Here is a 22,283-nt window from a genome sequence, read left to right as displayed (position 1 = left end):
GCCACGAGCCAGGGGAGAGCACATGGCACACGACTCGCATCAGCGCGCCATACGAGCGGCGGCCGCAACGTTGGGACGCCGCCGCTTCCTCACCGTGACGGGAGCCGCCGCCGCGCTCGCCTTCACCACCAACCTGCCCAGCGCCCACGCCGCGCAGGTGTCGCCGCGCGCGCTCGCCGACAACCCGTTCACGCTCGGCGTGGCCTCCGGCGACCCGCTGCCCGACGCCGTCGTGCTGTGGACCAGGCTGGCGCCCCGCCCCTACGAGCCGGGCAACGGACTGCCCGAAGAGGGCACCGTCAAGGTCGAGTGGGAGATCGCCCGCGACGAGAAGTTCCAGCGCGTCGCCCGCCGGGGGACCACCACCGCGCACGCCGAGTTCAACTACACGGTGCACGTGGACGCCAAGGGGCTCGAGCCGGGCCGCGTCTACTGGTACCGCTTCAAGGCCGGGAACTGGACCAGCCCGGTGGGCCGCACCCGTACCACCCCCGCCCAGGGCGCCAAGGTCCAGGAGGTCCGCTTCGGCCTGGTGTCCTGCCAGGCGTACCACGACGGCTACTTCACCGCCTACCGCCACCTGGCACAGGAGGACCTGGACGCCGTCTTCCACGTGGGCGACTACCAGTACGAGTACGCGGTCAACGCCGCGGGCGGCGCCCGCGGCTACACCGACCGCACCCTCCCCGCGGTGTTCAACAAGGAGACCATGACGCTCGGGGACTACCGGCTGCGCTACGCGCTCTACAAGTCCGACGAGGACCTCCAGGCCGCCCACGCCGCCTTCCCCTGGTACGTCACCTGGGACGACCACGAGACCGAGAACAACTACGCGGGCGACATCGACGAGAACGGCGGCCCGTCGGACGAGTTCCTGATCCGCCGGGCGGCCGCCTACCGGGCGTACTGGGAGAACATGCCGCTGCGGATGCCGCAGCAGCCGAGCGGCGCCGACATGCGGCTCTACCGCCGCTTCCACTACGGCAAGCTGGCCCAGTTCGACATCCTCGACACCCGCCAGTACCGCTCCAACCAGGCGTACGGCGACGGCTGGCAGTACCCCGGCCCGGAGTCCGAGGACCCCTCGCGCACCCTCACCGGCGCCACCCAGGAGCGCTGGCTGCTCGACGGCTTCCAGCGCTCCACCGCCACCTGGAACGTGCTGCCGCAGCAGGTCACCTTCTCCCAGCGGAAGAACACCACGGCCGCGCGCTCCAAGCTCTCCATGGACTCCTGGGACGGCTACCCCGCCTCCCGGGAGCGGATCCTGGCCGGTGTCGAGAAGGCGGGCCTGGACAACTTCGTCGTCCTGACCGGCGATGTCCATGTGCACTACGCCTTCGACATCAAGAAGGACTTCGACGACCCGGGCTCCCGGACCCTGGGCGTGGAGTTCGTCGGCACCTCCGTCAGCAGCGGCAAGGACGGCGCCGACAAGCCCGACAACTGGGCCACCTACCTGGCCGCCAACCCGCATATGAAGTTCTACAACGGCCGGCGCGGCTATGTGACGGTCTCGCTGGACGAGGAGCGGGCACGGGCCGACTACAAGACTGTCTCCGCGGTCACGACCCAGGGCGCGCCGCTCACCACGGCGGCGTCGCTCGTCAGCGAGGCCGGGAACCCCGGCCTGAAGCAGGTCTGACGGGCGGGCGGGCCCGGCGCGCACCCCATGCACCGGGCCCGCCCCGCTCACGCCTCGCCCGCTGCCGCTTCCGCTCCCGGATACCGCACCCCCAGCCGCTCCCGCGCCGCGTCCAGGGTCCGCATCACCGCCAGCGTGCCGTCCAGCGGCACCAGCGGGGACTCCGTCTCGCCCGCGCGCAGCGCGCGCATCACCTCCGCCGCCTCCCGCTGGTAGGCGCGCATCCCGTCCACCGCCGTGATCTCCTCCGGATCCCGGCCGGGCCGGTGCAGCACAAAGCGCTCCGGGTGGAAGAAGCCGCGCGGGAACTCGATCCGCCCCGCCGTGCCCGTCACCGCCGCCGTCATCGGCGTATCGGCGGTGATGGAGCAGGACAGCAGCGCCACCGCCCCGCTGTCCCAGCCCAGCGCCAGGCCCGTGTTCACATCCACGCCCTCGGGGGAGAGCTGCCCCACCGCCCGCACCTCGGCCGGCTCGCCGAGCAGCAGCTGGGCGAAGGACACCGGATAGACGCCGAGGTTCAGCAGGGCGCCGCCGCCCAGCGCCGGATCGCGCAGCCGGTGGTCCGGGGGATACGGGCCGGGCAGCCCGAAGTCCGCGTGGACCGCCCGGACCTCGCCGATCGCGCCGTCCTGGATCAGCTCGGTCATCCGGCGGACGACCGGATCGCAGTACGTCCACATCGCCTCCATCAGGAAGCGGCCCCGGGTCCGGGCGAGGTCCACCAGCTCCTGGGCCTCGCGGACATCGAGCGTGAACGGCTTCTCGCACAGCACCGCCCGACCCGCCTCCAGGCACAGCCCGGCCGCCGCCCGATGGGCCGAGTGCGGGGTGGCGACATAGATCACATCGATGTCGTCATCGGCGGCCAGCTCCTCCCAGCCGCCGTAGGCCCGGGGTATCCCGAACCGCTCCGCGAACCGCTTCGCCGACTCAGGCCGGCGCGAGCCGACCGCGATGACCTGCGCGTCCGCCATCTCCAGCAGATCCGTGGCGAACGAGGCGGCGATGCCACCGGTCGCCAGAATCCCCCACCGCACGGGCTCGGCCTTCGGTCCGGACATCCCCACCCCTGGCTTATTCGGTCGTGAGCACTCCAATTCAGCTGAGAGCATAGACAACGATTCAACGACTCATGGAAGGTCAGCATGCAGCAGCCCGGCCAAACGGCCGCCGCTCCCTCCCGGGCTCACAGACCCGACCCCTCTTCTCCCCCCTCCTCCGCCGCCGCGCCCCAGGTCACCGCTCCGTCGACCGCGCAGCGCCGTACGAGCCTCCTCGTCACCTTCGTCCTCGGCGGGCTCACCGCTCTCCCCGCCCTCTCGATGGACATGTACCTCCCGGCCCTGCCGGAGGTCACCGACGCGCTCCACAGCTCCGCCGCCACCGCCCAGCTCACCCTCACCGCCTGCCTGATGGGCATGGCGCTCGGCCAGCTCGTCGTCGGCCCGATGAGCGACAAGTGGGGCCGCCGGCGTCCCCTCCTCATCGGCATGGTGATCTACGTCATCGCCACCGCCATCTGCGCCTTCGCGCCCACCGCCGAGCTGCTCATCGGGTTCCGGCTGGTCCAGGGGCTCGCCGGGTCGGCCGGGATCGTGATCGCCCGCGCCGTCGTCCGCGACCTGTACGACGGCATCGCGATGGCCCGCTTCTTCTCCACCCTCATGCTGATCTCCGGCGTCGCGCCCATCGCCGCGCCCGTCATCGGCGGGCAGATCCTGCGCTTCACCGACTGGCGCGGCGTCTTCGTCTTCCTCACCGTGATCGGCGCCCTGCTCACCCTCGTCGTCTGGCGCTTCCTGGGCGAGACCCTGCCCGCGGAGCGCCGCCAGGACGGCGGGCTCGGCCAGACGCTCCGTACGATGCGCGGGCTGCTCGCCGACCGCGTCTTCGCCGGATACATGCTCGCGGGCAGCTTCGCCTTCGCCGCGCTCTTCGCCTATGTCTCCGGTTCGTCCTTCGTCGTCCAGGAGATCTACGGCGCCTCGCCGCAGACCTTCAGCCTCCTCTTCGGGCTCAACTCGATCGGCCTCATCGGCATGGGCCAGATCAACGGCCGGGTGCTCGTCGGCCGCGTCAACATGGACAAGGTGCTGGCCGTGGCGCTGACGCTGATCGCCCTCGCGGCGACCGCGCTGCTGATCCTTTCCGCCGGGGTCTTCGGCGAGACCGGTCTGGGGCCGGTCGCGGCCTGCCTGTTCGTGCTGATGTCGTCGATGGGCCTGGCCATGCCGAACACCAACGCCTCGGCGCTGATGCGCACCCCGCACGCCGCCGGTTCCGCCTCCGCGCTGCTGGGCACCTCCACCTTCCTGCTGGGCGCGGTCGCCTCCCCGCTGGTGGGGATCGCGGGCGAGACCACGGCGGTGCCGATGGCCGTCGTCCAGCTGTGCTGCGCGCTCGCGGCCATGGCCTGCTTCATGGGACTCTGCCGTCCGTGGCAGCGACGTACGAAGCACAGCGTGACCGTGGTCTGACCCGGCTGCTGGAGACCGTCAGGGCGCTTCCCGAGGGGGAGCGCCCTTGGTGTTCCGGGGTGGCGCTGGCCGCCGGGACCGGCTCCGGCCCGCTGGCCGAGGAGTGCTTCGGCTGGGCGGTGCGCCACGTGGCGTACGACGAGGCCTCCGACCGGGGCGTGGAGCTGCCGCGCGAGCGGTGGGAGCCGGTGCGCCGCGACACCGTCTTCGACCTCGCCTCGCTCACCAAGCTGTTCACCACCATCGTTGCGCTGCGGGCCGTCGAGCGCGGGCTGATCTCGCTGGACGGTCGGGTGGCCGCGTACGCCCCGGAGTGCACGGCCGCCGCCGAGCACGGCATCACCGTGCGGCAGCTGCTCACCCACACCTCCGGGCTGATCCCCGAACTGCCGCTGTACGAGGAGGACGGGCGGGAGCGGGCGCTGGCCCGGCTCGCGGCCGAGCCGCCGGCCACCCCGCCCGGCACCGCCCGCCGCTACTCCGACCTCAACTTCCTGCTGCTCCAGCGCGTCCTGGAGCGGTCGGCGGGGCAGCCGCTGGACCGGCTCGTCCAGGAGACGGTCACCGGCCCGCTGGACATGGCCGGCACCCGCTTCAACCCGCCCGCCTCCTGGCTCCCCCGGATCGCGGCCACCGAGGACCAGCGGCGGCCCTGGGGCAAGCTGGACCGGGGGATGCTGCGGGGCGTGGTGCACGACGAGAACGCCTGGGCGCTGGGCGGGGTCGCGGGGCACGCCGGGCTCTTCTCGACGGCCGGGGACCTGGCCGTGCTGTGCCGGGCGCTGCTGGCCGGGGGCGGGCCCATGCTGTCGCCCGAGTCCACCGAGCTGATGCTGACCGCGCCGGGGCTGGGCTTCGAGGTCGACCAGCCGTGGTTCATGGGGGAGTTGGCGGGGCGGGGCGCCGCGGGGCACACCGGGTTCACCGGGACCAGCCTGGTGATGGACCGGGCCCGCGGGGCCTATCTGGTGCTGCTCGCTACCACGGTGCATCCGCGCCGCCGCCCCGGCGACAGCGCGCCCCGCGCGGCGGCGGCCACGGCGCTGGCCCGCGCCCTGGGCTGACGGGCGGGCCCGCGCCCTGGGCTGACGGTCCGGTGCCCGCGCCCTGGGCTGACGGTCCGGCCCGCGCCCTGGGCTGATCTGCCCTCACCAGTTGGTGATGTCAGGACAGTTGGCCTGATCCGTTCGCTTGGTTAGCCTGTGCAACTGCCGTGTACCCCGGACGGCCGCGCTGCTCCACCGCCATGAGGAAGACCGCTGTGACGAACCTCCAGGACCCGCAGGACTCTCCGGCCCCTCAGGCCCCACCGCCCCCTCAGGCCCCACCAGGCGCGGAGGACGTGCCCGGCGACCCGGGCCCGGCGGCGCCGCCCCCCGGCTGCCCCGCCCACGCCGACCCCTCCCACACCGGACCCGCGCTGCTGTACGGGGAGCGGTACCTGCGGAATCCGGCCGAGAGCTATGAGCGGATGCGGCGCGACCACGGCCAGGTCGCCCCGGTCCTGCTGGAGTCCGACGTCCCCGCCTGGCTCGTCCTCGGCTATCGCGAGATACGCCAGGTCGTCACCGACGTCCAGACCTACGGCCGCGACTCACGCCGCTGGAACCGCTGGGACGAGGTGCCGTCCGACTGGCCCCTCATGCCCTGGGTGGCCCACAGCCCCATGATCCACTTCACGGAGGGGGACGAGCACCGGCGCCGCTCGGCGGCCGTCAGCGACGCCCTCGCCTCCGTCGACCCCTTCGAACTGCGCCGGCACTGCGAGCGCTTCGCCGACTCGCTGATCGACAAGTTCGTCGGCAGCGGCAAGGCGGACCTGGTCTTCGACTACGTCTACTCGGTGCCCGCCCTCGCCATGGGCCAGATGTTCGGCCTGCCCGAGGACCAGCTGGAGTACATGGCGGAGGCGGTGACCGTCTCGCTGCTCTCCAACGACGAGGCCATGGCGGCCCAGCAGCGGGCCGCCGAGGTGGTGCAGCGGCTGGTGTCGGCCAAGCGCGAGGAGCCGGGCCCGGACGTCACCTCCCGGTTCATCCGGAACTCCCCGGACCTCACCGACGAGCAACTCGTCGGGGACCTGATGGTGATGATCGCCGCGGGCATGCCCGCCACGTCCTACTGGATCGGCAACACCGTCCGGCTGATGCTCACCGACGACCGCTTCACCATGACCCTCGCGGGCAACCGCCGCAGCATCGGTGAGGCCATGAACGAGGTGCTGTGGGCGGACTCCCCGCTCCAGAACGTCATCGGGCGCTTCGCCACCCGGGACACCACACTCGGGGACCAGCGCATCCGCGCCGGTGACCTCCTCGTCCTCGGCCTCGCCGCGGCAAACGCGGACCCGCTGCTGTGGCCCGACGCCGAGGCGGGCTACGCCGGGAACAACGCGTATGTGTCCTTCACCGGCGGCGACTACGGATGCCCGGCGGGCGCGCCCGACCTGGGCAAGATCATCTCGGAGACGGCGATCGAGGTGCTGCTCGACCGGGTGCCGGACCTGGAGCTGGCGGTCGAACCCAATGAGCTCCAGTGGATGGACTCCCTCTGGTACCGCTGCCTGGTCTCCCTCCCGGTCACCTTCACCCCCGCCCCGGCCGCGGGCCAAGCGGTATCCGGCGGCTCGTGACGCCTGCGGCGGGCTGTTCCCCTAGCCGCCCCTTCCCGTAACTGGGGCTGCGCCCCGTGCGCTTTGGTAGTAGTGGTAGTGGCTGACCTGCGGAAATGGCACGATTCTGAGCTATCGTGCACCACTGGGCGCCGGATATGGATGCGCAAGCGCATCCATCCCGTGATCATTTCGTCGTACTGACCGCGGGACGGGCCGCGGACGGCCCGCAGTTCATCCCCGTGCTGGGGAAGATCCGGGTCCGCGGGCCCGTCGGTCGCCCCTGTACCCGGCCGGACGCCGTCGCCGGGGACAAGGCCTACTCATCCCGCGGCAACCGTGGCCACCTGTGCAGACGCACCATCAAGGCCGTCATCCCGGAGAAGAGGGACCAGGCCGCCAACCGGAAGAAGAAGGGCAACAAGGGGGTAGGCCCGTCAGCCACGACGCCGATCTCTACAAGGAACGGAACACCGTCGAGCGGCTGATCAACAAGCTGAAGGCCTGGAGAGGCATCGCCACCCGGTACGACAAGACCCCGGAGAGCTACCTCGCCGGCTTCCACCTGCGCGCATCGATGATCTGGATCAAAGATCTCACCCGCACAACCCATTGATCACGCTCCGAAACGCGCCCTGGCTAGCTGTCGGTGCACGAGGGCCATTTGTCTACTGCCCACTCCCGCCAGCTCGGCCAGCCCGCCGGTGGGGTGGGGATCTCGCCGCCGTCGAGTTCGGCGGCATCAGGCACCTGGAACTGCTCCCGCCAGGCATCCAGGTCGGCCTCGCTCATCGGGAACGTCTGATGCGGTGTTGTTTCCTGGCGGTGCGCGATGCGGGCGAGCTGGACGTCCTTGTCCACGGGCAGGTAGACCACCTGGCATGATGCCCCGACCGACCGGGCAAGCCAGCGCAGTGCCGACCGTTCATCGCGGCTCCAGAGCCCGTAGTCGAGTACGACGCTGGTCCCCAGCCGCAGCGCCTGTAGGGCGACCGAGATGAGCCGCCCTTCGAGCACCCAGCGCTTGCCGTCGGCCATCGAATCGCCGAACAGCGGGATCATCCAGTGATCTGGTGTCAGCCGCAGCGCCCGGTGGGTTGCGGCGAGCTCTTTGGCACGGGTGGTTTTCCCGGCCCCGGGGAGCCCGACCATCAGGAGCAGGGTGGCGGCACGCGGGTGCTGCGTAGTGCCGGGTCCGGCTGCATGCGGGTGCTGTGAATCGAAACGGTGCGACTGAGACATGACTTCCCTGATCAGGCAGGATGACCCGGCGTCACAGGAATATGAGTGACTGCCGGCAGGACACTGATCCGGCGGTACGTCCTGGCGCTGCCCCATGCGGGGGCAGGCAATGGCCGCGGTTACAGCAACCGCGGTACCGCCGCTAAGCGGCGGTCGTAGTCATGGGAGCGCAGCAGCACATGCCCCCACCTTAGCCGACGGCGTCGGCGGAGTCGGCAGCCGACCCTGGGAGGGACGGATATCGGTTCTGTGCGAGGTTGTCAGCACCGGAACCAGCGTTCGTACTGTGGAGCACATTGGGCATGGGGAAGCAGGCGCTTCTCTGTCTCCAGCCGGAGCGTGACTTATGGGTTGCTGTCGGACCAGAACCCGCCGATTTTGATCACGACCCGATACGCGTCCTAGCGGGGTGGGTCCTCCTCGGGGGGCCAGACATCGCCCCAGGACACATCGCGGGCGGCCCGGTACAGCGGCCCCTGACGCTTGGTCACCGTGGTACGCCCCAGCCCCTGCTCGGGCGCGCACAGGTCCAGCAGCACCTGGCCCTTGCGGATCTGCGGGCGGCGCACCACCCGCGCCCCGGCGGGTGTCGCGTCGAACCGTACGGCCGCGACATAGCTGAACTTCTCGTCCTCGTACGGCAGCGAACCGCCCTTGACCCGCCGGTGGAGGGAGGAGCGGCGGACCCGGGTGGCGAAGTGGCACCAGTCGGCGCCGGGCTCGATCGGACACGACGCGCCGTGCGGGCAGGGGGCGACGATCCGCAGCCCGGCCGCCAGCAGCCGGTCCCGGGCCTCGCGGATCCGCAGATAGCCGTCCGGGGTGCCCGGCTCGATCAGCACCACGGCCTGCGCCGCGCGCGCTGCCTCGGCCACGACGGCGTGCCGGTCGGCCTCGGTCAGTTCGCCCAGCACATAGCTGACGGTGACCAGGTCGGTCCCGTCCGGCAGCGCGAGGCCCTCGCCGATGGCCCGGCGCTGCCAGCGGGCGGTGCGCAGCGCCTCGTTGGGCGACTGCCGGGCCAGTTCGCGGCCGAGGGCCAGCGCGGGCTCGGCCCAGTCCAGGACCGTGGTGGTGTGCCCGGCCCGCGGCCAGGCGGCGGCCACCGCCCAACTGGCCGCGCCCGTACCGCCGCCGATGTCGATGTGCGTGGCCGGGGCCCAGTCGGGCGTACGGGCGCGGAAGGCGTCGAGGGCGGCGCGCACGGCCTCGAAGGTCGCGGGCATCCGGTACGCGGCGTACGCGGCGACGTCGGAGCGGTCGCGCAGCACGGGCGCGTCGGTCGGGGTGCGCCCCCGGTAGTGGCCGATCAGCCGGTCGACCGCCTGGGCCGCCTGTCGGGGTGGCAGACCGTCGAGGAGTCCGGCGAGCGCGGTGTGAGGCGTCTCGTCGGTGGGGGCGGCGTCGGGGGCGTGCATTCGGGGGATTCTACCGGCGGGAGGGGGTGGTCTCGGCGTCTGGGCCGGGGGCCGCCGCCTGGGCCTGGGCCTGGACTGGGGCTTGGGCCGGGGTCGCCGCCTGGGCCTGGACTGGGGCTTGGGCCGGGGTCGCCGCCTGGGCCTGGGCCGGGGGTCTCGCAGGGTTCCGCTGCCCTCGGGGTTGGCTGCCCTCAGGGTCGGCTTCGCCCAGGGTCGGCGGGCGCCGCAACGGCGGCGGGCGCTTTGCCGCCCGGCTCGGGGTCGCGCCCGGCTCGGGGCTGCGCCGGGCCCAGGGTCGCGCCCGGCTCGGGGCTGCGCCCGGCTCGGGGCTGCGCCCGGCTCGGGGTTGCGCCCGGCCCGGGGTTGCGCCCGGTTCGGCGTCGCTGGTCGGTCCGCTCGCCCACCGTGGACTGCCCTCATCCACCGCTGGACGCCCGCGGCATCCGTACGGGCGTGGAGATCAGCCGTCCCGGCGCGTCCGTGATGATGCCGTCGCAGCCCAGCCGCAGCATCCGGTCCCGCTGCGCCGGGGTGTCCACGGTGTGTGCCCATACCCGCGGTATCCCGGAGGCGACGGCCCGCCGTACGTCCTTGTCGCCCGCCCGGTAGTCGACGTCCAGCAGATCGACGACGCCGCGCCAGTCGCGCGGGGTGTCGGTGCGCATCTGCCGGGCGGACCGCCACAGCTGGGTCAGCAGCCCCTTGCGGTGGGCCTCGCGGGCCACCTCGGGCCGGTTGCTGTTGACGTAGACGGAGTGGATCAGCCCCCGGTCGCGGATCATCTTCGCCAGCCGCGGCAGGCTCTCCGGGTCCTTGGCCTCGACCATCAAGGTGATCCGGCCGCCGAACCGGTCCAGCACCTCGGCGACGGTCGGCGGCCGCTCGGGCCGCCAGGTGCCGCGCAGGGAGGGGTCGGGCCGCAGCCGGACGTCCCGCCACTGGGCGGTGGTCATGGCCCGCACGGGCCCGGTCCGGTCGGTGGTGCGGTCCAGCGTGGCGTCGTGCATCACCACGAGCGTGCCGTCATCGAGTATGCGGCTGTCGAAGTCCAGGACCTGGACGTCATGCCTGCTGAAGGCGCTTGCCAGCCCGGACATGCTGTTCTCGGGCACCTCCAGGGCGCCGCCGCGGTGCGCGGTGTAGACGACGGCGGGCTTTCGGGACGACGGCGTGGTGAGCGCGGGCTGAAGGCCGAGGCGCGCCGCTTCGGCGGCCGGGGGTATGAGGCGTCGTACGGACGGACGAGCGGTGGGGTGGGCCGCGACGGCCGCCGGTATGGACAGGCCGAGCACCACGACGGCGGTCAGAAAATGCCTGCTGATCATAAACGGAACGCTAGGGGCGTGACATCCGTTATGCCCTGATATCGGCACCCGGTCGGGGTGCTCTCACCCACCCCGGATGCGGACACCGGCCACTTCCGGAGCAGGATGGTGGCAGCATTGATCGGGTACCGGCGGTACCGCCGGTACGGGCGGTGAAGCGAGGCGGTAGATGGAACGCATGGGCAGGTTTTCCCAGTGGCTGCGTCGGCCGAGGAGCGGAGCGGGCGGCGACCAGGGCACGGGAGCGGGCGCCGGGGGCGTCCGCGAGGATCTGCTCATGGCCGCCGCGGCGGCGGGATTCCCGCTCGCGCCGGCCGCGTACCCCTCCGGCTACGGCTGTTCCTGTGACCGCATCGGCTGTCCCACCCCGGCCCGCCACCCCGTCTCGTTCGCCTGGCAGACCCAGGCGACGACGGACCCGGACAAGGTCGCGCAGTGGCTGCGCGCCGATCCGCAGGCCAACTTCATCACCGCCACCGGCATCGTCCACGATGTGCTCGACGTACCCGCGGACGCGGGGCGGCTGGCCCTGGAGCGGCTGGGGGCGGCCGAGGTCGAGGTCGGTCCCGTGGCCACGAGCAGCGGCGATCTCCAGCAGGGCCGGATGCTCTTCTTCACGGCCACGCGGGGTACGCCCGACGACGAGGACGAGTGGTGGCCGTGTGAGCTGGACTGCCATCCGGAGACGATGGATGAGCATCCGGGGCTGCGGTGGCACTGCCGGGGGAGCTATGTGCTGATGCCGCCCGCGCAATTGCCGGGGGACGGGCGTGTGGGGTGGGTGCTCGGGCCGGAGCGGCCGCTGCCGGATCCGCTGACGCTGCTGGAGTCGCTCACGGACGCGTGTGCCCGCTTCGCGGGCTCGGATCAGGATCAGGCTCCTGCTTGGCCCATGGGGCGGTAGGGCGCTTTACGTTTCGTGGTCCGGTGCGGGCCGGTGGGTGGGTTGTGCCCACCCTCCCCCATAGCCTTAAGGACATGGGAGGTACCCCCTCGCCAGGGGACACCTCCCAGCGGTAGCTGGGGGAGGGACGATTGCCCAAGGGACGATTGCCCAAGGGACGATTGCCCACAACCCTGCTCATTCGCCCTTGGCCGCGGTTACGCCCTCCAGGCGGTTCAGGAAGACCACCTTCGGGTCCGCCGCGTCCTTCGCGGGGACCCGTACCGCCGACTCCGCGATGCGGGTCAGCGTCACCGCCCTCTTCGCCTCCCCCGTCATCAGCGCCTTGATCTGCGGATCCGGGTTGGGCCGGAACCCCTTCGCCATGGTCTGCTTCTGCCGGTGGTGCGAGGTGAAGAACACGATCGCCCCGCCGTCCGAGGTGCGCAGCCCCACCGGGGTGTCCTGCGCGCCCTGTGCCGGACTGTCGATGTACTCGGTCCAGAACTTCGGCGTGCGCAGGTACTTCTTCCGGGTGTCCCGCAGCCCCGACGTGGACTGGCCGTCGGCGAAGACCGAGCCCTTGCCCGTCATCAGGTAGTCGGCGTACTCCGCGCTCAGCTTGTCCGGCCGGGTGGCCAGCTTCGGGGCCGGCCCCGCGGCCCGGACCGGCTTGGCCCAGCCGTCCTTGTCGGTCGCGAAATCCGGCACCTCGTCCTGGCTGAGGATCGACAGATACGCGGCCTTCCACGGCTCATCGGCACCGCCGCGGGTGAAGACGAACAGCCAGCGGTTGTCGTCGCGGTTGCTGTCGGTGTCCGCGACGAAGAACTTCGGCCAGCCCACCTGCTTGGGGATGCGGTAGTTGACGTCGGACAGCTCCAGCGACGGGTACTTGGGGTTGCCGTCGGGCGAGCTCGCGTGCTGGGCCTTGAGGTCGGCCGTGGTGATGGCCTCCAGCGGGCCCGTCTCCACCTGGCTCGCCAGCGCCGGATCCAGCTCCCGGTACGCCTTGTTGTACGTGTCGGTGAACCGCTCGAGCGCCTTGGGCGCCTCAGCCTTGTCCACCGACGGAATGTTCTCCCGCTCGCCGTGCACCGTCATGCACCCCGTGAGCGTCATCCCCAGCGTCAGTACCACCGCTGCGGTCGGAACTGCCAGCTGCCGACGGGGCGACCTGCGTGTCATGGGGCTCCGGCTCCCGATCCGTGGGGGCTGCTGTGGACGGCGACACCCTACCGGGGCGCAGGAACAGCGCGAGCGTGGGGACCAGGTAGAGCGCCCACATCCACACCTGGAGCCAGGTCGGGTCCGGCTGGAAGTTGAAGACGCCCTTGAGCACCGTGCCGTACCAGGAGTCCGGCGCGATGGTGGAGCTGATGTCGAAGGCCAGCGAGTGCAGTCCGGGCAGCCAGTCGGCCTCCTGGAGGTCATGGAAGCCGTACGCGAGCACCCCCGCCGCCACCACGACCAGCATCGCCCCCGTCCAGGTGAAGAACTTCGCCAGGTTGATCCGCAGTGCGCCCCGGTAGAACAGCCAGCCCAGCACCACCGCGGTGAGCAGCCCCAGGACCACGCCGATCAGCGGGTCCGTCGTACCGTCATTGCTCGCCCGCACCGCCGTCCACACGAACAGCGCGGTCTCCAGGCCCTCCCGGCCGACCGCGAGGAAGGCCGTGGCCACCAGCGCCCCGGTGCCCATCGCGAGCGCCGCGTCCAGCTTGCTGTGCAGTTCGGACCGCAGATGGCGGGCGGTGCGCCGCATCCAGAACACCATCCAGGTCACCAGGGACACCGACACGATCGACAGCGAACCGCCCAGCGCCTCCTGCGCCTCGAAGGTCAGCTCCTGCGAGCCGAACTCCAGCGCCGCGCCGAAGGACATGCTCAAGGCGACCGCGGCGGCGATCCCGAGCCACACCGGGCGCAGCGCCTCCCGGCGCTCGGTCTTGACCAGATAGGCGACCAGGATGCAGACCACCAGGCTGGCTTCGAGCCCTTCGCGCAGACCGATCAGGTAATTGCCGAACACGGGGTTCGCCTTCCTTGTCGAGGGTTCCTGGAGGAGGTCGAGGGTTCCTGGAGGAGTCCGTCAGTCCGTCAGTCCGTCAGTTCGTCAGGAGAACAGCGCCCTGCCCCACCAGTCGTCCCCGTCCCGGACGCCCGGCGGGATCGCGAAGAGCGCCGAACCCACGTGCTGGATGTACTCGTTGAGCGCGTCGGTCCGCGCCAGCCGCCGCTGTACGGGCACGAACCCGTCCCGTACGTCGTGCTGGTAGGCGAGGAAGAACAGCCCCGCGTCCAGCCGCCCCAGACCGTCCGTGCCATCGGTGAAGGAGTAGCCGCGGCGCAGGATCCGGGCCCCGCCGTTGGAGTCCGGATGCGCCAGCCGGACATGCGCGTCCGGCAGCATCGCCTTCAGGTTGGGCTCGTCGTGTTCGCGCTGCCTGCCCTGTGGCGCGCCCTCGCCCTTGTCCCGGCCGAAGACGTCCTCCTGCTCCTGGAGCGAGGTGCGGTCCCAGGTCTCGATGTGCATCCGGATGCGGCGCGCCACCAGATACGAACCGCCGGCCAGCCACGCCGGTCCCGCCTTCCCGCTCACCCACACATGCTTGTCCAGGGCGGCGGTGTCGGTGCCCGCGATGTTCCGGGTGCCGTCCTTGAAGCCCATCATGTTGCGCGGGGTCTGCGCGTCCGGCGTGGTCGAGGAGGTCTTGCCGAAGCCCAGCTGCGACCAGCGGATGGCCACCTTGCCCATGCCGATGCGGGCCAGGTTGCGGATGGCGTGCACGGCCACCTGCGGATCGTCCGCGCACGCCTGCACACACAGATCGCCGTCGCTGCGCGCCGGTTCGAGGTTGTCGCCGGGGAAGGCGGGCAGGTCGATCAGCGCCTCGGGGCGGCGGTCGGCGATGCCGAAGCGGTCCTTGCCCTTCTTGTCCTCGAACAGCGTGGGCCCGAAGCCGATGGTGAGGGTGAGCCGGGATGCCTTGAGGCCCAGTGCCTCGCCGGTGTCGTCCGGCGGGGCCTCCGCCAGATCGCTCACCGCGCCGCCGCCGACCGCGTGCCCCTGGGTCATCCGGGCCGCCGCCTTCGTCCACTCCTTCAGCAGCGCGATCAGCTCGGCGCGGTCGTCGGTGGTGACGTCGAACGCCGCGAAGTGCAGCCGGTCCTGCACCGCGGTGGCGATCCCCGCCTGGTGCGCCCCGTGGAAGGGCACCGCGGCGCCACTGTCGGCGACCGTCCGGGTGTCGTCCGCGTCGCCGCTGAGCGCGGCCGCCGCGCCCCCGGCGGCCGCGGCGCCGAGCGCGAGCCCGGCGCCGCCCCAGCCGATCAGCGCCCGGCGCGAGGGAGCAGCCGTACCTGTCTCGTCGGTCATGCCCGGCCCCCTCACTTGGTGACGACGGCGGCGGCGAGCCGGGAGAGCGGCTCGGCGAGCGCGTTGACCGCGTCGGACAGCTTCTTGCGCTGGGACTCCGAGACGGTGTCGTACGACACGAAGCCATCGCCCTCGCGGTACCGGTCCAGCAGCTTCCCGACGGCCGCGAACTGCTTGTCCAGATCCTTCGCCAGCTCCGGGTCGTTCTTGGCCGCCACGGGCTTGAGCAGCTTGTACGAGGTTTCGGCGCCCTCGACGTTGGCCTTGAAGTCCACCAGGTCGGTGTGGCTGTAGCGCTCCTCCTCACCGGTGACCTTGCCGGTCTGCACCTCGTCCAGTAGCTCCTTGGCGCCGTTGGCCATGCCGGTGGGGGTGATGTCGGCGGTACCGACGCGCTTCTGCCAGTCCTTCAGGTCCTTGATGAGCTGGTCGGCGAGGTCATGGTCGGCCGCGGTGATCTTCTTGGTCTGCCACAGCGACTTCTCCAGCCGGTGCCAGCCGGTCCACTTCTGGCCCTTCTCCAGGCCGTCCTCGCGCACGTCCACCTTGGGGTCGATATCGCCGAAGGACTCGGCGACCGGCTCGGTGCGCTCCCAGCCGATGCGCGAGGGGGCGTAGAGCTTCTTGGCGCCATCGAGGTCGTCCTTCTTGACCGCGTCGGCGAACTTCTGGACCGCGGGCAGCGTGTCATCGGCCTGCTTCTGGGCGTACGTCCGGTACGCGGCCACCGCCTTGTCCAGCCGCGGATCGCGCTGGGGCAGCTTGCCCTTGCCGGTGGCGGACACCTTCTGGCGGATGCCGTGACCCTTCATCCCGGGCTTGCACGCGATCTCGTACGAACCGGTCTTGACCTCGGCGTTGATCGAGGTGCGGGTGCCGGGGCCGATGTTCTCCCGCTCGGTGACGATCCGGTCGCCCGGGGCGTAGACATAGACCTCGGTGACCTTGGAGCCCTTGTTCTCCACCGCGAGCTTCACATGCCCGGCGGGGAAGGAGGTCTTGGAGACCTCGCACGCGCTGTCGGAGGCGGTGACCTGGATGGCGTCCGAGCCCTTGGCGTCGGACTTCTGGGCGCATCCGGCGACGGCGGTGATCGTCGTCAGTGCCGATATCGCGGCGACAACGGAGGTGCGAGCGGCTCGCATACGGGCTCCAGACGGAATCAGGGCAGGCAGGACAGGGCGGACGTACGGGGGACGGATAAGGCGGGCCTAACTTAACTGAGCCTTGCCTGTGTGGATCCTGTGTAAGGTCAAGAGGTGCTCTGTGGGTGGCAAAGATTTGGCCAAGATGGCTGATTTGATGCGGTTCGCAGTCCGGGAAGAGTGACGCACGCCTCTTATGGGTGCGGCTCGTGCGGTGTCGTCGTTGCTGTCGTGGCCCGGTCGCGCAGCGACAGCACGATCCGCTCCCCGGTCCGCGTACGCGGCGGGGCGGCAGCAGGGCGGTGCGCTGGGCGAGGACTCGGGCGAGCGCCACCCGGGCCCGCTCACCGCCGGAGAGCGCGGAGAACGGCCGTGCGGCGAACTCCGCCACCTCGGCCCGAGCCATCGCGTCCGCCACGGCCGCCTCGTCCTCGTGCAGCACGGCCCGGCGCAGCGCCAGCTCGCCCGGTAGCGCGCTCACCCAGGCCGCCTTGGCCGACGCGGTGAACACTCATCTGTACCGCGACGGCCGCGAAGGCACGGTCAGCGATCGGACGGTCCGCAACTGGCTGACCGGAAAGACCCGTTGGAGCGCCAGCCCTTCCCGGACTCTCCGGTCTTTGCCGTCATGCTCACCGAGCTGCCCCTGAAGTAGGCCCGGAACAGGCAGGGTTGGTGCTGGGCCTTCAGCAGGGCGCTGAGCCGCATACGGTGCCTCAGGCGCTGAGCCGGAACTCCTCGGCCAGCGCTCGGAAGATCCCCGCGTTCAGCGCATAGGCGCGCTTGCACTCCTCCACGACGCGCTGCTTCTCCAGATCGTCCACCGGCAGCGCGTCCAGCAGCGCGCGGTACTCCCGCTTGAACGCGGCGGGGTTGGCTATCGACTCGAAGACGTAGAACCGCACCCCGTCGCCCTTACGGTCGAAGCCCCAGGTCTTCTCCGCCGTGTCCCGGACGATCTGGCCGCCGGACAGATCGCCCATATAGCGGGTGTAGTGGTGGGCCACATAGCCCGCCGGCCAGTCGCGCGCGCACTCCGCCACCCGCGCCGCGTACGCCGCCGTGGCGGGCAGGGCGGTGAGGCCGCTGCGCCAGTCCGGGCCGCCGAGGTGGGCCAGATCGCGCTCCAGTTCGGCCAGGCGGGCCAGCTCCGGCCGGAGGAACGGGCCCGCCACGGGGTCCGTCGCGAGGGCGTCGGCCGGGGACTCCAGGGCGCGGTAGACGAACCACAGCTGCTCGGAGTAGCGGCGGTAGGCCGCCACCCCCAGCCGCCCACCGAGCAGATCGCTCATGAACGACGAGCTCCCGACGTCCGAGTGCGCTTCCCGTGAGGCATTGCGGATCAGGGCGGAGAACTCCACGGTGGACCTCCGGGGGCCGAGGTGTATAGGTTAGGCTTACCTAAGTAGAGACCGTCGCCTACGTCAATGCTTTCCCGACAAGCTGTCGGTAAAACGGCCGCCGAAGAATCGGCCCCCGGCAGAAGACATACGAACCGCCCCGGCCGCTACGGCAGGGTGAGGATCTCCGCCCCGGTCTCGGTCACCACCAGCGTGTGCTCGAACTGCGCCGTCCGCTTGCGGTCCTTGGTGACCACGGTCCAGCCGTCCTCCCACATGTCGTACTCATGGGTGCCGAGCGTCAGCATCGGCTCGATGGTGAAGGTCATCCCCGGCTTGATCTCGGTGGTGTGGTGCGGGCTGTCGTAGTGCGGCACGATCAGGCCGGAGTGGAACGAGGTGTTGATCCCGTGGCCGGTGAAGTCGCGGACCACGCCGTAGTCGAAGCGCTTGGCGTACGACTCGATGACCCGGCCGATGATGTTGATCCGGCGGCCCGGCTTGACGGCCTTGATCGCGCGGTTGAGCGACTCACGGGTGCGCTCGACGAGCAGCCGCGACTCCTCGTCCACCTCGCCGCACAGGTAGGTGGCGTTGTTGTCCCCGTGGACCCCGCCGATGTAGGCGGTGACGTCGAGGTTCACGATGTCGCCGTCCCTCAGGACGGTGGTGTCGGGGATGCCGTGGCAGATGACCTCGTTGACCGAGCTGCACAGCGACTTGGGGAATCCGCGGTAGCCCAGCGTCGAGGGGTACGCGCCGTGGTCGCACATGTACTCATGGGCCACCCGGTCCAGCTCGTCCGTGGTGACCCCCGGTGCGATCAGCTTGGCGGCCTCCTCCATCGCCCGCGCGGCGATCCGCCCGGCGATCCGCATCCGCTCGATCGTCTCGGCGTCCTGGACCTCGGGCCCGTCATAAGGAGTCGGGCTCTCCTTCCCGACGTACTCCGGACGCGGGATCGAGGCGGGGACGGGGCGGGTGGGGGAGAGCTTCCCCGGGACTAGAAGCGACTGGCCAGACATATCAGCGAGTGTATCGGCGGTGCATGGGGCAGCATGGCCGCAAGGGAGTACGAGCGGAAGATCGGGGTCGGGATGGCGCTGTTCAGAAGAGGGACCGCCGGTAAGCCCGGCGAGTGGTACTACTGCATCAAGCACCAGAAGGTCGAGGAGGGCCCGGAGTGCCGCGCCGCCGACCGCCTCGGCCCGTACGCCTCCCCGGAGGAGGCCGCCCGCGCGATGGAGACGGCGCGCGAACGCAACGAGGAGTGGCGGAACGACCCGCGCTGGCGCGACGACGAGCCCCCGGCGACGGACTGAGGCCGATCTTACGGGTCGCGCGCGGCTTACGGCCCGCGCGCCGCCTTGTGGCCCACAGGGGGCCGTCACCGGCCTCGCGGGGCGCCGCCACCAGCCCCCAGGGCACCCTCACCAGCCCCTGGGGCGCGCACCCCCAATACGCCTCACCAATGCGTCGGCGGTGGCGCCGCCAAGTGTTCGGCCAGCCGGGCGAGCCGGTCCTGGAAGCGGCGGCGGCGCGGGCGCGGCAGGCTGTTTTCGCCGGCGGCCGCGCTGACCAGGTGCTGGAGGGTGTCGAGGTCGAGTTCGCCGCCCTCGGGGGCGGAGAGCGCGTCATGGGCCAGGGCGTGCAGCTCGGCGGCGCCGCCGTCGAGGGCGAGCACGGTGGCCCCGCTCCGGCGGGCGTCGTTGACCCGCTCCAGCAGTCCGGAGCCGGGGTCGTCCGGCGCGACCACCAGCAGGGTCTCCCCGCGGCCCGCCCCCTCCAGCCGCCCGAGACCGACCGCCAGGTGCGCGGGGACGGCGCCGCCCTCCGGCACCCGGTGGCGGACGAGGGTGGGGGACAACTCGGGCAGCCCGGACCAGACCGCCTCGTCGTCGAGGTGCGCGGCCAGGTGCCACGGTTCGTAAGCCTCGCTGCCGACCAGCAGCAGTCCGCCCGCGCGCGGTCCGACCGAGGCCCGTAGCGAGCCCGCGAAGCGGCGGGTGGCCTGGAGCCATTCCGTTCCGGCGAGGACTTCGCGCAGCAGCGCGACCCTTACGGCGTCCATGGCATCCGGATCCTGCCCCGGCCCGCGCCCCGGCGGGCGCGATTCGGGCCCGGCTCACCCGTTCGGGGCATATGCGACGGGCATGCCGTCGACCCGCTCCGCGCCCGGCGCCCACGCGCCCTCCGTCCGCGTCTCCAACTGTTCATGCGCCGTCTCTTGACGCTCTGTGAGGCAAACCCTAAGGTCGCCGCACACAAGGGACGTCCTACGTCCTATTTTTCTGACTCGACACTCGATTGCGACGGGGCATCGGGAGGCCTGATGGCAGTCGACACGGGGGCGGCACGCTCGTACGAGGTGTCCGTTCCGTTCCGGGCGGGGACCGAGGGCTATGCGAGCTACCGGATCCCGGCCGTCGTGCTGACCCACGACGGCACCGTCCTCGCCTTCGCCGAGGGCCGGGTGGACTCCTCCGCCGACGACGGCCATATCGACCTCGTGCTCAAGCGGTCGGCCGACGGCGGACGGACCTGGGGCGCCTTACAGGTCGTGGCCCGCAACGGCGACGGAACGGCGGGCAACCCCGCCCCCGTCGTCCTCGACGGCGGCCCGGACGACGGCCGCGTCCTGCTGGTGCACGTCCGCAGCGCCGCCTCCGCCACCGAGGAGCGGATCCGGCGCGGCGAGGTGAGCGCGGCCGACGGGCGGCGGGTGTGGCTGACGTACAGCGATGACGACGGCGCGAGCTGGAGCGGGGCCCGCGAGATCACCGCGAGCGCCAAGCGGCCCGAATGGCGCTGGTACGCCACCACCCCCGGCCATGCCCTGCAACTGCGGTACGGCCCCCACGCGGGCCGGATCGTCATCCCCGGCAATCACTCCCTGCCGCCGACCGTCCCCGGCGACGACGGCACCGAGGGCCGGTACAACGGCGGGCACGATCTGCTGAGCGACGACGACGGCGCCACCTGGCGGATCGGGTACGTGGACGACAACCCCGACGGCTACGTCAACGTCAACGAGACCACCGCAGCCCAACTCCCGGACGGCCGGGTCTACTTCAACACCCGCACCGACGCCACCGCGCCCGGCACCCGCGCCGACGCCCACTCCGGCGACGGCGGCGCCACCCTGGATCTCCCCTTCCGGCCGCAGGCCGGTCTGGTCGCCCCCGTCGTGGAGTGCAGTGTGCTGCACCTCGGCGAGCCGGACGCACTGCTCTTCTCCGGTCCCGCCGACCCCGCGTACCGGGCGCTGATGACCGTCCGCACCAGCCTTGACGGCGGCGTCACCTGGCGGACCGGCCACACCGTGAACGGCCTGCCCGCCGCCTACTCCGATCTGGTCCGGCTCGACGACGCCACGGTCGGACTGCTCTACGAGACCGGCGACTTCAGCGCCTACTCGACCATCACATTCCGGCGCATTCCGATGGAGGAGCTGGTATGAGCGACACCGCAAGAAACCGGAACACCTGGACGCACGGCACGCCGCGCCGCGCGGTCCTCGGCGGCGCGGCCGCCGCGGCCGCCGGGTTCGCCCTCGCGGGCTGCGGCTCGGACGACGACGGGGGTGATGAGCCCAAGGGCCGCAAGAAGGGCGAGAAGATCACCCTGACCTTCTGGTCCTGGGTGCCGGGCATCGACAAGCCCGTCGCCCTGTGGAACAGCAAGAACCCGGAGGTGCGGGTCAAGGTCGAGAAGGTCTCGGCCGTCGACGGCGCCCAGTACGCCAAGATGCACGCCGCCATCAAGGCGGGCAATCCGCCGGACCTCGGCCAGATCGAGTACCCGGTCGTGCCCAGCTTCCTCATCGACAACGGGCTGCTGGACCTGACCAAGTACGGGGTCGCCGACCACAAGGACAAGTTCATCGGCTGGCAGTGGCAGCAGTCAGTCTTCGGCAAGGCCGTCTACGCCGTACCGCAGGCGTCCGGTCCGATGGGTCTGTTCATCCGTCAGGACCTCTTCGAGAAGTGGGGTATAGAGCCGCCCACCACCTGGGACGAGTACGAGGCGGCGGCCACCGCGATCCGTAAGAAGGGCGCCTGGATCGAGACCTTCTCGGCCACCAACGGCAACCGCTTCGCGGGGCTCGCCTGGCAGGCCGGGGCGCGCTGGTTCGGCACCGAGGGCGACACCTGGACCGTCTCCATCGACGACGAGCCCACCCGTAAGGTCGCCGACTACTGGTACGGACTGGTCCGCCGGAAGCTCATCAAGACCATCCCGGACCGGCAGAACGCCTGGTACAAGGATGTCCAGACCGGCGACATGGCCTCCTGGCTCGGCGCCAGCTGGGGCGACGCCCTGCTGGTCGGCAACGCCCCCAAGACCGCGGGCAAATGGCGCGTGGCGCCCATGCCGCAGTGGAAGAAGGGCGACGCCGCCTACGCCAACTGGGGCGGCTCCACCACCGCGGTCTTCGCCAAGAGCAAGTACCCCAAGGACGCGCTGGCCTTCGCGATCTGGCTCAACACCGACCCCGAGTCGATCAAGCTCCTGATCGAGAACGGCTATGGCACCCCGGGCGCCAAGCAGGGGTACACCACCTCCCAGCTCGATGTGCACAAGGACTTCTTCGGCGGCCAGGAGTACAGCGAGGTTTTCGACGAGGCGAGCAGGGGCGTGGACACCAGCTGGAAGTGGGGCCCCGCCACGGACACCCTCTACCAGCGGCTCGGTGACGCCTTCACGGCGGCCATCGGGGACGGGTCCGACTTCCGTTCCGTGCTGAAGAAGGTGCAGAGCCAGACGATCACCGATCTGAAGGAAAAGGGCCTCCAGGTGAAGGCCGGGTGAGGC

The 22,283-nt window shown here is 71.2% G+C and carries 19 protein-coding genes and 2 pseudogenes; 9 read left to right on the top strand and 12 right to left on the bottom strand.

What is annotated here, in order from left to right; translation table 11 throughout:
- Nucleotides 1-22 precede the first annotated feature (22 nt).
- Nucleotides 23-1,645: an alkaline phosphatase D family protein gene (locus J2Z30_RS02370; RefSeq protein WP_044576489.1), complete on the top strand. Its 1,623-nt coding sequence runs from the start codon at nt 23-25 to the stop codon at nt 1,643-1,645.
- A gap of 47 nt (nt 1,646-1,692) precedes the next feature.
- On the opposite strand, the gene J2Z30_RS02365 is transcribed toward J2Z30_RS02370, so the two are convergent.
- A complete protein-coding gene (locus J2Z30_RS02365) occupies nt 1,693-2,709 on the bottom strand; it encodes a Gfo/Idh/MocA family protein (RefSeq protein WP_209468501.1) in 1,017 nt (338 codons plus the stop codon).
- Nucleotides 2,710-2,793: 84 nt separating this feature from the next.
- Between J2Z30_RS02365 and J2Z30_RS02360 the strand changes: the two genes are divergently transcribed.
- The 4 genes and pseudogenes from J2Z30_RS02360 to J2Z30_RS02345 all read left to right on the top strand — a co-directional run.
- Nucleotides 2,794-4,125 (top strand): multidrug effflux MFS transporter, encoded by a 1,332-nt coding sequence (locus J2Z30_RS02360; protein WP_044576492.1) that lies wholly within the window; start codon nt 2,794-2,796, stop codon nt 4,123-4,125.
- Between the two features lie 59 nt (nt 4,126-4,184).
- A complete protein-coding gene (locus tag J2Z30_RS02355; RefSeq protein ID WP_044576495.1) occupies nt 4,185-5,189 on the top strand; it encodes a serine hydrolase domain-containing protein in 1,005 nt (334 codons plus the stop codon).
- A gap of 197 nt (nt 5,190-5,386) precedes the next feature.
- Complete coding sequence (locus J2Z30_RS02350) at nt 5,387-6,757, top strand: cytochrome P450 (protein WP_107073372.1); 1,371 nt, start codon at nt 5,387-5,389, stop codon at nt 6,755-6,757.
- Between the two features lie 173 nt (nt 6,758-6,930).
- Nucleotides 6,931-7,352, top strand: a pseudogene (locus J2Z30_RS02345) (transposase); the annotation flags it as partial.
- A 23-nt stretch (nt 7,353-7,375) separates the two neighbouring features.
- Here the strand turns inward: J2Z30_RS02345 and J2Z30_RS02340 are convergent.
- From J2Z30_RS02340 to J2Z30_RS02330, 3 genes are all read right to left on the bottom strand, one after another.
- The gene (locus J2Z30_RS02340) at nt 7,376-7,888 is read right to left on the bottom strand and encodes a P-loop nucleotide/nucleoside kinase family protein (protein ID WP_044582049.1); all 513 of its coding nucleotides are present in this window, start codon (nt 7,886-7,888) and stop codon (nt 7,376-7,378) included.
- A 491-nt stretch (nt 7,889-8,379) separates the two neighbouring features.
- Nucleotides 8,380-9,396 carry a small ribosomal subunit Rsm22 family protein gene (locus J2Z30_RS02335; protein ID WP_044576501.1) on the bottom strand — a complete coding sequence of 339 codons (1,017 nt, stop codon included), beginning with the start codon at nt 9,394-9,396 and terminating at the stop codon, nt 8,380-8,382.
- Between the two features lie 416 nt (nt 9,397-9,812).
- Complete coding sequence (locus J2Z30_RS02330) at nt 9,813-10,721, bottom strand: glycerophosphodiester phosphodiesterase (RefSeq protein ID WP_044576506.1); 909 nt, start codon at nt 10,719-10,721, stop codon at nt 9,813-9,815.
- 169 nt (nt 10,722-10,890) lie between these two features.
- Here J2Z30_RS02330 and J2Z30_RS02325 point away from each other — a divergent pair, with 169 nt between their 5' ends.
- Nucleotides 10,891-11,625, top strand: coding sequence for a bifunctional DNA primase/polymerase (locus tag J2Z30_RS02325; RefSeq protein WP_044576509.1), 735 nt, complete (start codon nt 10,891-10,893; stop codon nt 11,623-11,625).
- A 177-nt stretch (nt 11,626-11,802) separates the two neighbouring features.
- Here the strand turns inward: J2Z30_RS02325 and J2Z30_RS02320 are convergent, their stop codons facing one another.
- From J2Z30_RS02320 to map, 7 genes and pseudogenes are all read right to left on the bottom strand, one after another.
- Nucleotides 11,803-12,726, bottom strand: a complete 924-nt coding sequence (locus J2Z30_RS02320) for an SCO2278 family lipoprotein (RefSeq protein WP_486389198.1) — start codon at nt 12,724-12,726, stop codon at nt 11,803-11,805.
- Entirely contained in the window at nt 12,659-13,636 is a 978-nt protein-coding gene (gene efeU, locus J2Z30_RS02315) for an iron uptake transporter permease EfeU (protein ID WP_044576515.1), read from the bottom strand. The genes J2Z30_RS02320 and efeU overlap by 68 nt, the downstream gene beginning before the upstream one ends.
- Before the next feature lie 84 nt (nt 13,637-13,720).
- Nucleotides 13,721-14,983: an iron uptake transporter deferrochelatase/peroxidase subunit gene (efeB, locus tag J2Z30_RS02310; RefSeq protein WP_044576518.1), complete on the bottom strand. Its 1,263-nt coding sequence runs from the start codon at nt 14,981-14,983 to the stop codon at nt 13,721-13,723.
- An 11-nt stretch (nt 14,984-14,994) separates the two neighbouring features.
- Complete coding sequence (gene efeO, locus J2Z30_RS02305) at nt 14,995-16,128, bottom strand: iron uptake system protein EfeO (protein WP_044576521.1); 1,134 nt, start codon at nt 16,126-16,128, stop codon at nt 14,995-14,997.
- Nucleotides 16,129-16,420: 292 nt separating this feature from the next.
- Nucleotides 16,421-16,561, bottom strand: a pseudogene (locus J2Z30_RS51250) (ATP-binding cassette domain-containing protein); the annotation flags it as partial.
- Between the two features lie 283 nt (nt 16,562-16,844).
- Nucleotides 16,845-17,489, bottom strand: coding sequence for a biliverdin-producing heme oxygenase (locus tag J2Z30_RS02300; protein WP_044576524.1), 645 nt, complete (start codon nt 17,487-17,489; stop codon nt 16,845-16,847).
- 146 nt (nt 17,490-17,635) lie between these two features.
- Nucleotides 17,636-18,493 (bottom strand): type I methionyl aminopeptidase, encoded by an 858-nt coding sequence (gene map, locus J2Z30_RS02295; RefSeq protein WP_044576527.1) that lies wholly within the window; start codon nt 18,491-18,493, stop codon nt 17,636-17,638.
- Nucleotides 18,494-18,565: 72 nt separating this feature from the next.
- On the opposite strand from map, the gene J2Z30_RS02290 reads away from it, so the two are divergent.
- Nucleotides 18,566-18,790, top strand: coding sequence for a hypothetical protein (locus tag J2Z30_RS02290; protein ID WP_044576530.1), 225 nt, complete (start codon nt 18,566-18,568; stop codon nt 18,788-18,790).
- A 143-nt stretch (nt 18,791-18,933) separates the two neighbouring features.
- On the opposite strand, the gene J2Z30_RS02285 is transcribed toward J2Z30_RS02290, so the two are convergent.
- On the bottom strand, nt 18,934-19,539 hold the full coding sequence (locus J2Z30_RS02285; RefSeq protein ID WP_044576533.1) for a hypothetical protein: 606 nt from the start codon (nt 19,537-19,539) through the stop codon (nt 18,934-18,936).
- 261 nt (nt 19,540-19,800) lie between these two features.
- Here J2Z30_RS02285 and J2Z30_RS02280 point away from each other — a divergent pair, with 261 nt between their 5' ends.
- Both J2Z30_RS02280 and J2Z30_RS02275 read left to right on the top strand, forming a co-directional pair.
- Nucleotides 19,801-20,928, top strand: coding sequence for a sialidase family protein (locus J2Z30_RS02280; RefSeq protein WP_044576536.1), 1,128 nt, complete (start codon nt 19,801-19,803; stop codon nt 20,926-20,928).
- Nucleotides 20,925-22,280, top strand: a complete 1,356-nt coding sequence (locus tag J2Z30_RS02275) for an ABC transporter substrate-binding protein (protein WP_044576540.1) — start codon at nt 20,925-20,927, stop codon at nt 22,278-22,280. Before J2Z30_RS02280 ends, J2Z30_RS02275 begins: the two co-directional genes overlap by 4 nt.
- Nucleotides 22,281-22,283: the final 3 nt, after the last annotated feature.

It is taken from the genome of Streptomyces iranensis (genome assembly GCF_017874715.1).
Classification (GTDB): Bacteria; Actinomycetota; Actinomycetes; order Streptomycetales; family Streptomycetaceae; genus Streptomyces; species Streptomyces iranensis.
The sequence above is the reverse complement of the archived record's forward strand: the minus strand, read 5'-3'. Positions and strand labels throughout refer to the sequence as shown.

Bases quoted from the DNA above. Each gene is read 5' to 3' on its own strand.
- J2Z30_RS02370 (WP_044576489.1), top strand. From the start codon at position 23: ATGGCACACGACTCGCATCAGCGCGCCATACGAGCGGCGGCCGCAACG.
- J2Z30_RS02365 (WP_209468501.1), bottom strand. From the start codon at position 2,709: ATGTCCGGACCGAAGGCCGAGCCCGTGCGGTGGGGGATTCTGGCGACC.
- J2Z30_RS02360 (WP_044576492.1), top strand. From the start codon at position 2,794: ATGCAGCAGCCCGGCCAAACGGCCGCCGCTCCCTCCCGGGCTCACAGA.
- J2Z30_RS02340 (WP_044582049.1), bottom strand. From the start codon at position 7,888: ATGGTCGGGCTCCCCGGGGCCGGGAAAACCACCCGTGCCAAAGAGCTC.
- J2Z30_RS02335 (WP_044576501.1), bottom strand. From the start codon at position 9,396: ATGCACGCCCCCGACGCCGCCCCCACCGACGAGACGCCTCACACCGCG.
- J2Z30_RS02330 (WP_044576506.1), bottom strand. From the start codon at position 10,721: ATGATCAGCAGGCATTTTCTGACCGCCGTCGTGGTGCTCGGCCTGTCC.
- J2Z30_RS02325 (WP_044576509.1), top strand. From the start codon at position 10,891: ATGGAACGCATGGGCAGGTTTTCCCAGTGGCTGCGTCGGCCGAGGAGC.
- J2Z30_RS02320 (WP_486389198.1), bottom strand. From the start codon at position 12,726: ATGACGCTCACGGGGTGCATGACGGTGCACGGCGAGCGGGAGAACATT.
- efeB (WP_044576518.1), bottom strand. From the start codon at position 14,983: ATGACCGACGAGACAGGTACGGCTGCTCCCTCGCGCCGGGCGCTGATC.
- efeO (WP_044576521.1), bottom strand. From the start codon at position 16,128: ATGCGAGCCGCTCGCACCTCCGTTGTCGCCGCGATATCGGCACTGACG.
- map (WP_044576527.1), bottom strand. From the start codon at position 18,493: ATGTCTGGCCAGTCGCTTCTAGTCCCGGGGAAGCTCTCCCCCACCCGC.
- J2Z30_RS02290 (WP_044576530.1), top strand. From the start codon at position 18,566: ATGGCGCTGTTCAGAAGAGGGACCGCCGGTAAGCCCGGCGAGTGGTAC.
- J2Z30_RS02285 (WP_044576533.1), bottom strand. From the start codon at position 19,539: ATGGACGCCGTAAGGGTCGCGCTGCTGCGCGAAGTCCTCGCCGGAACG.
- J2Z30_RS02280 (WP_044576536.1), top strand. From the start codon at position 19,801: ATGGCAGTCGACACGGGGGCGGCACGCTCGTACGAGGTGTCCGTTCCG.
- J2Z30_RS02275 (WP_044576540.1), top strand. From the start codon at position 20,925: ATGAGCGACACCGCAAGAAACCGGAACACCTGGACGCACGGCACGCCG.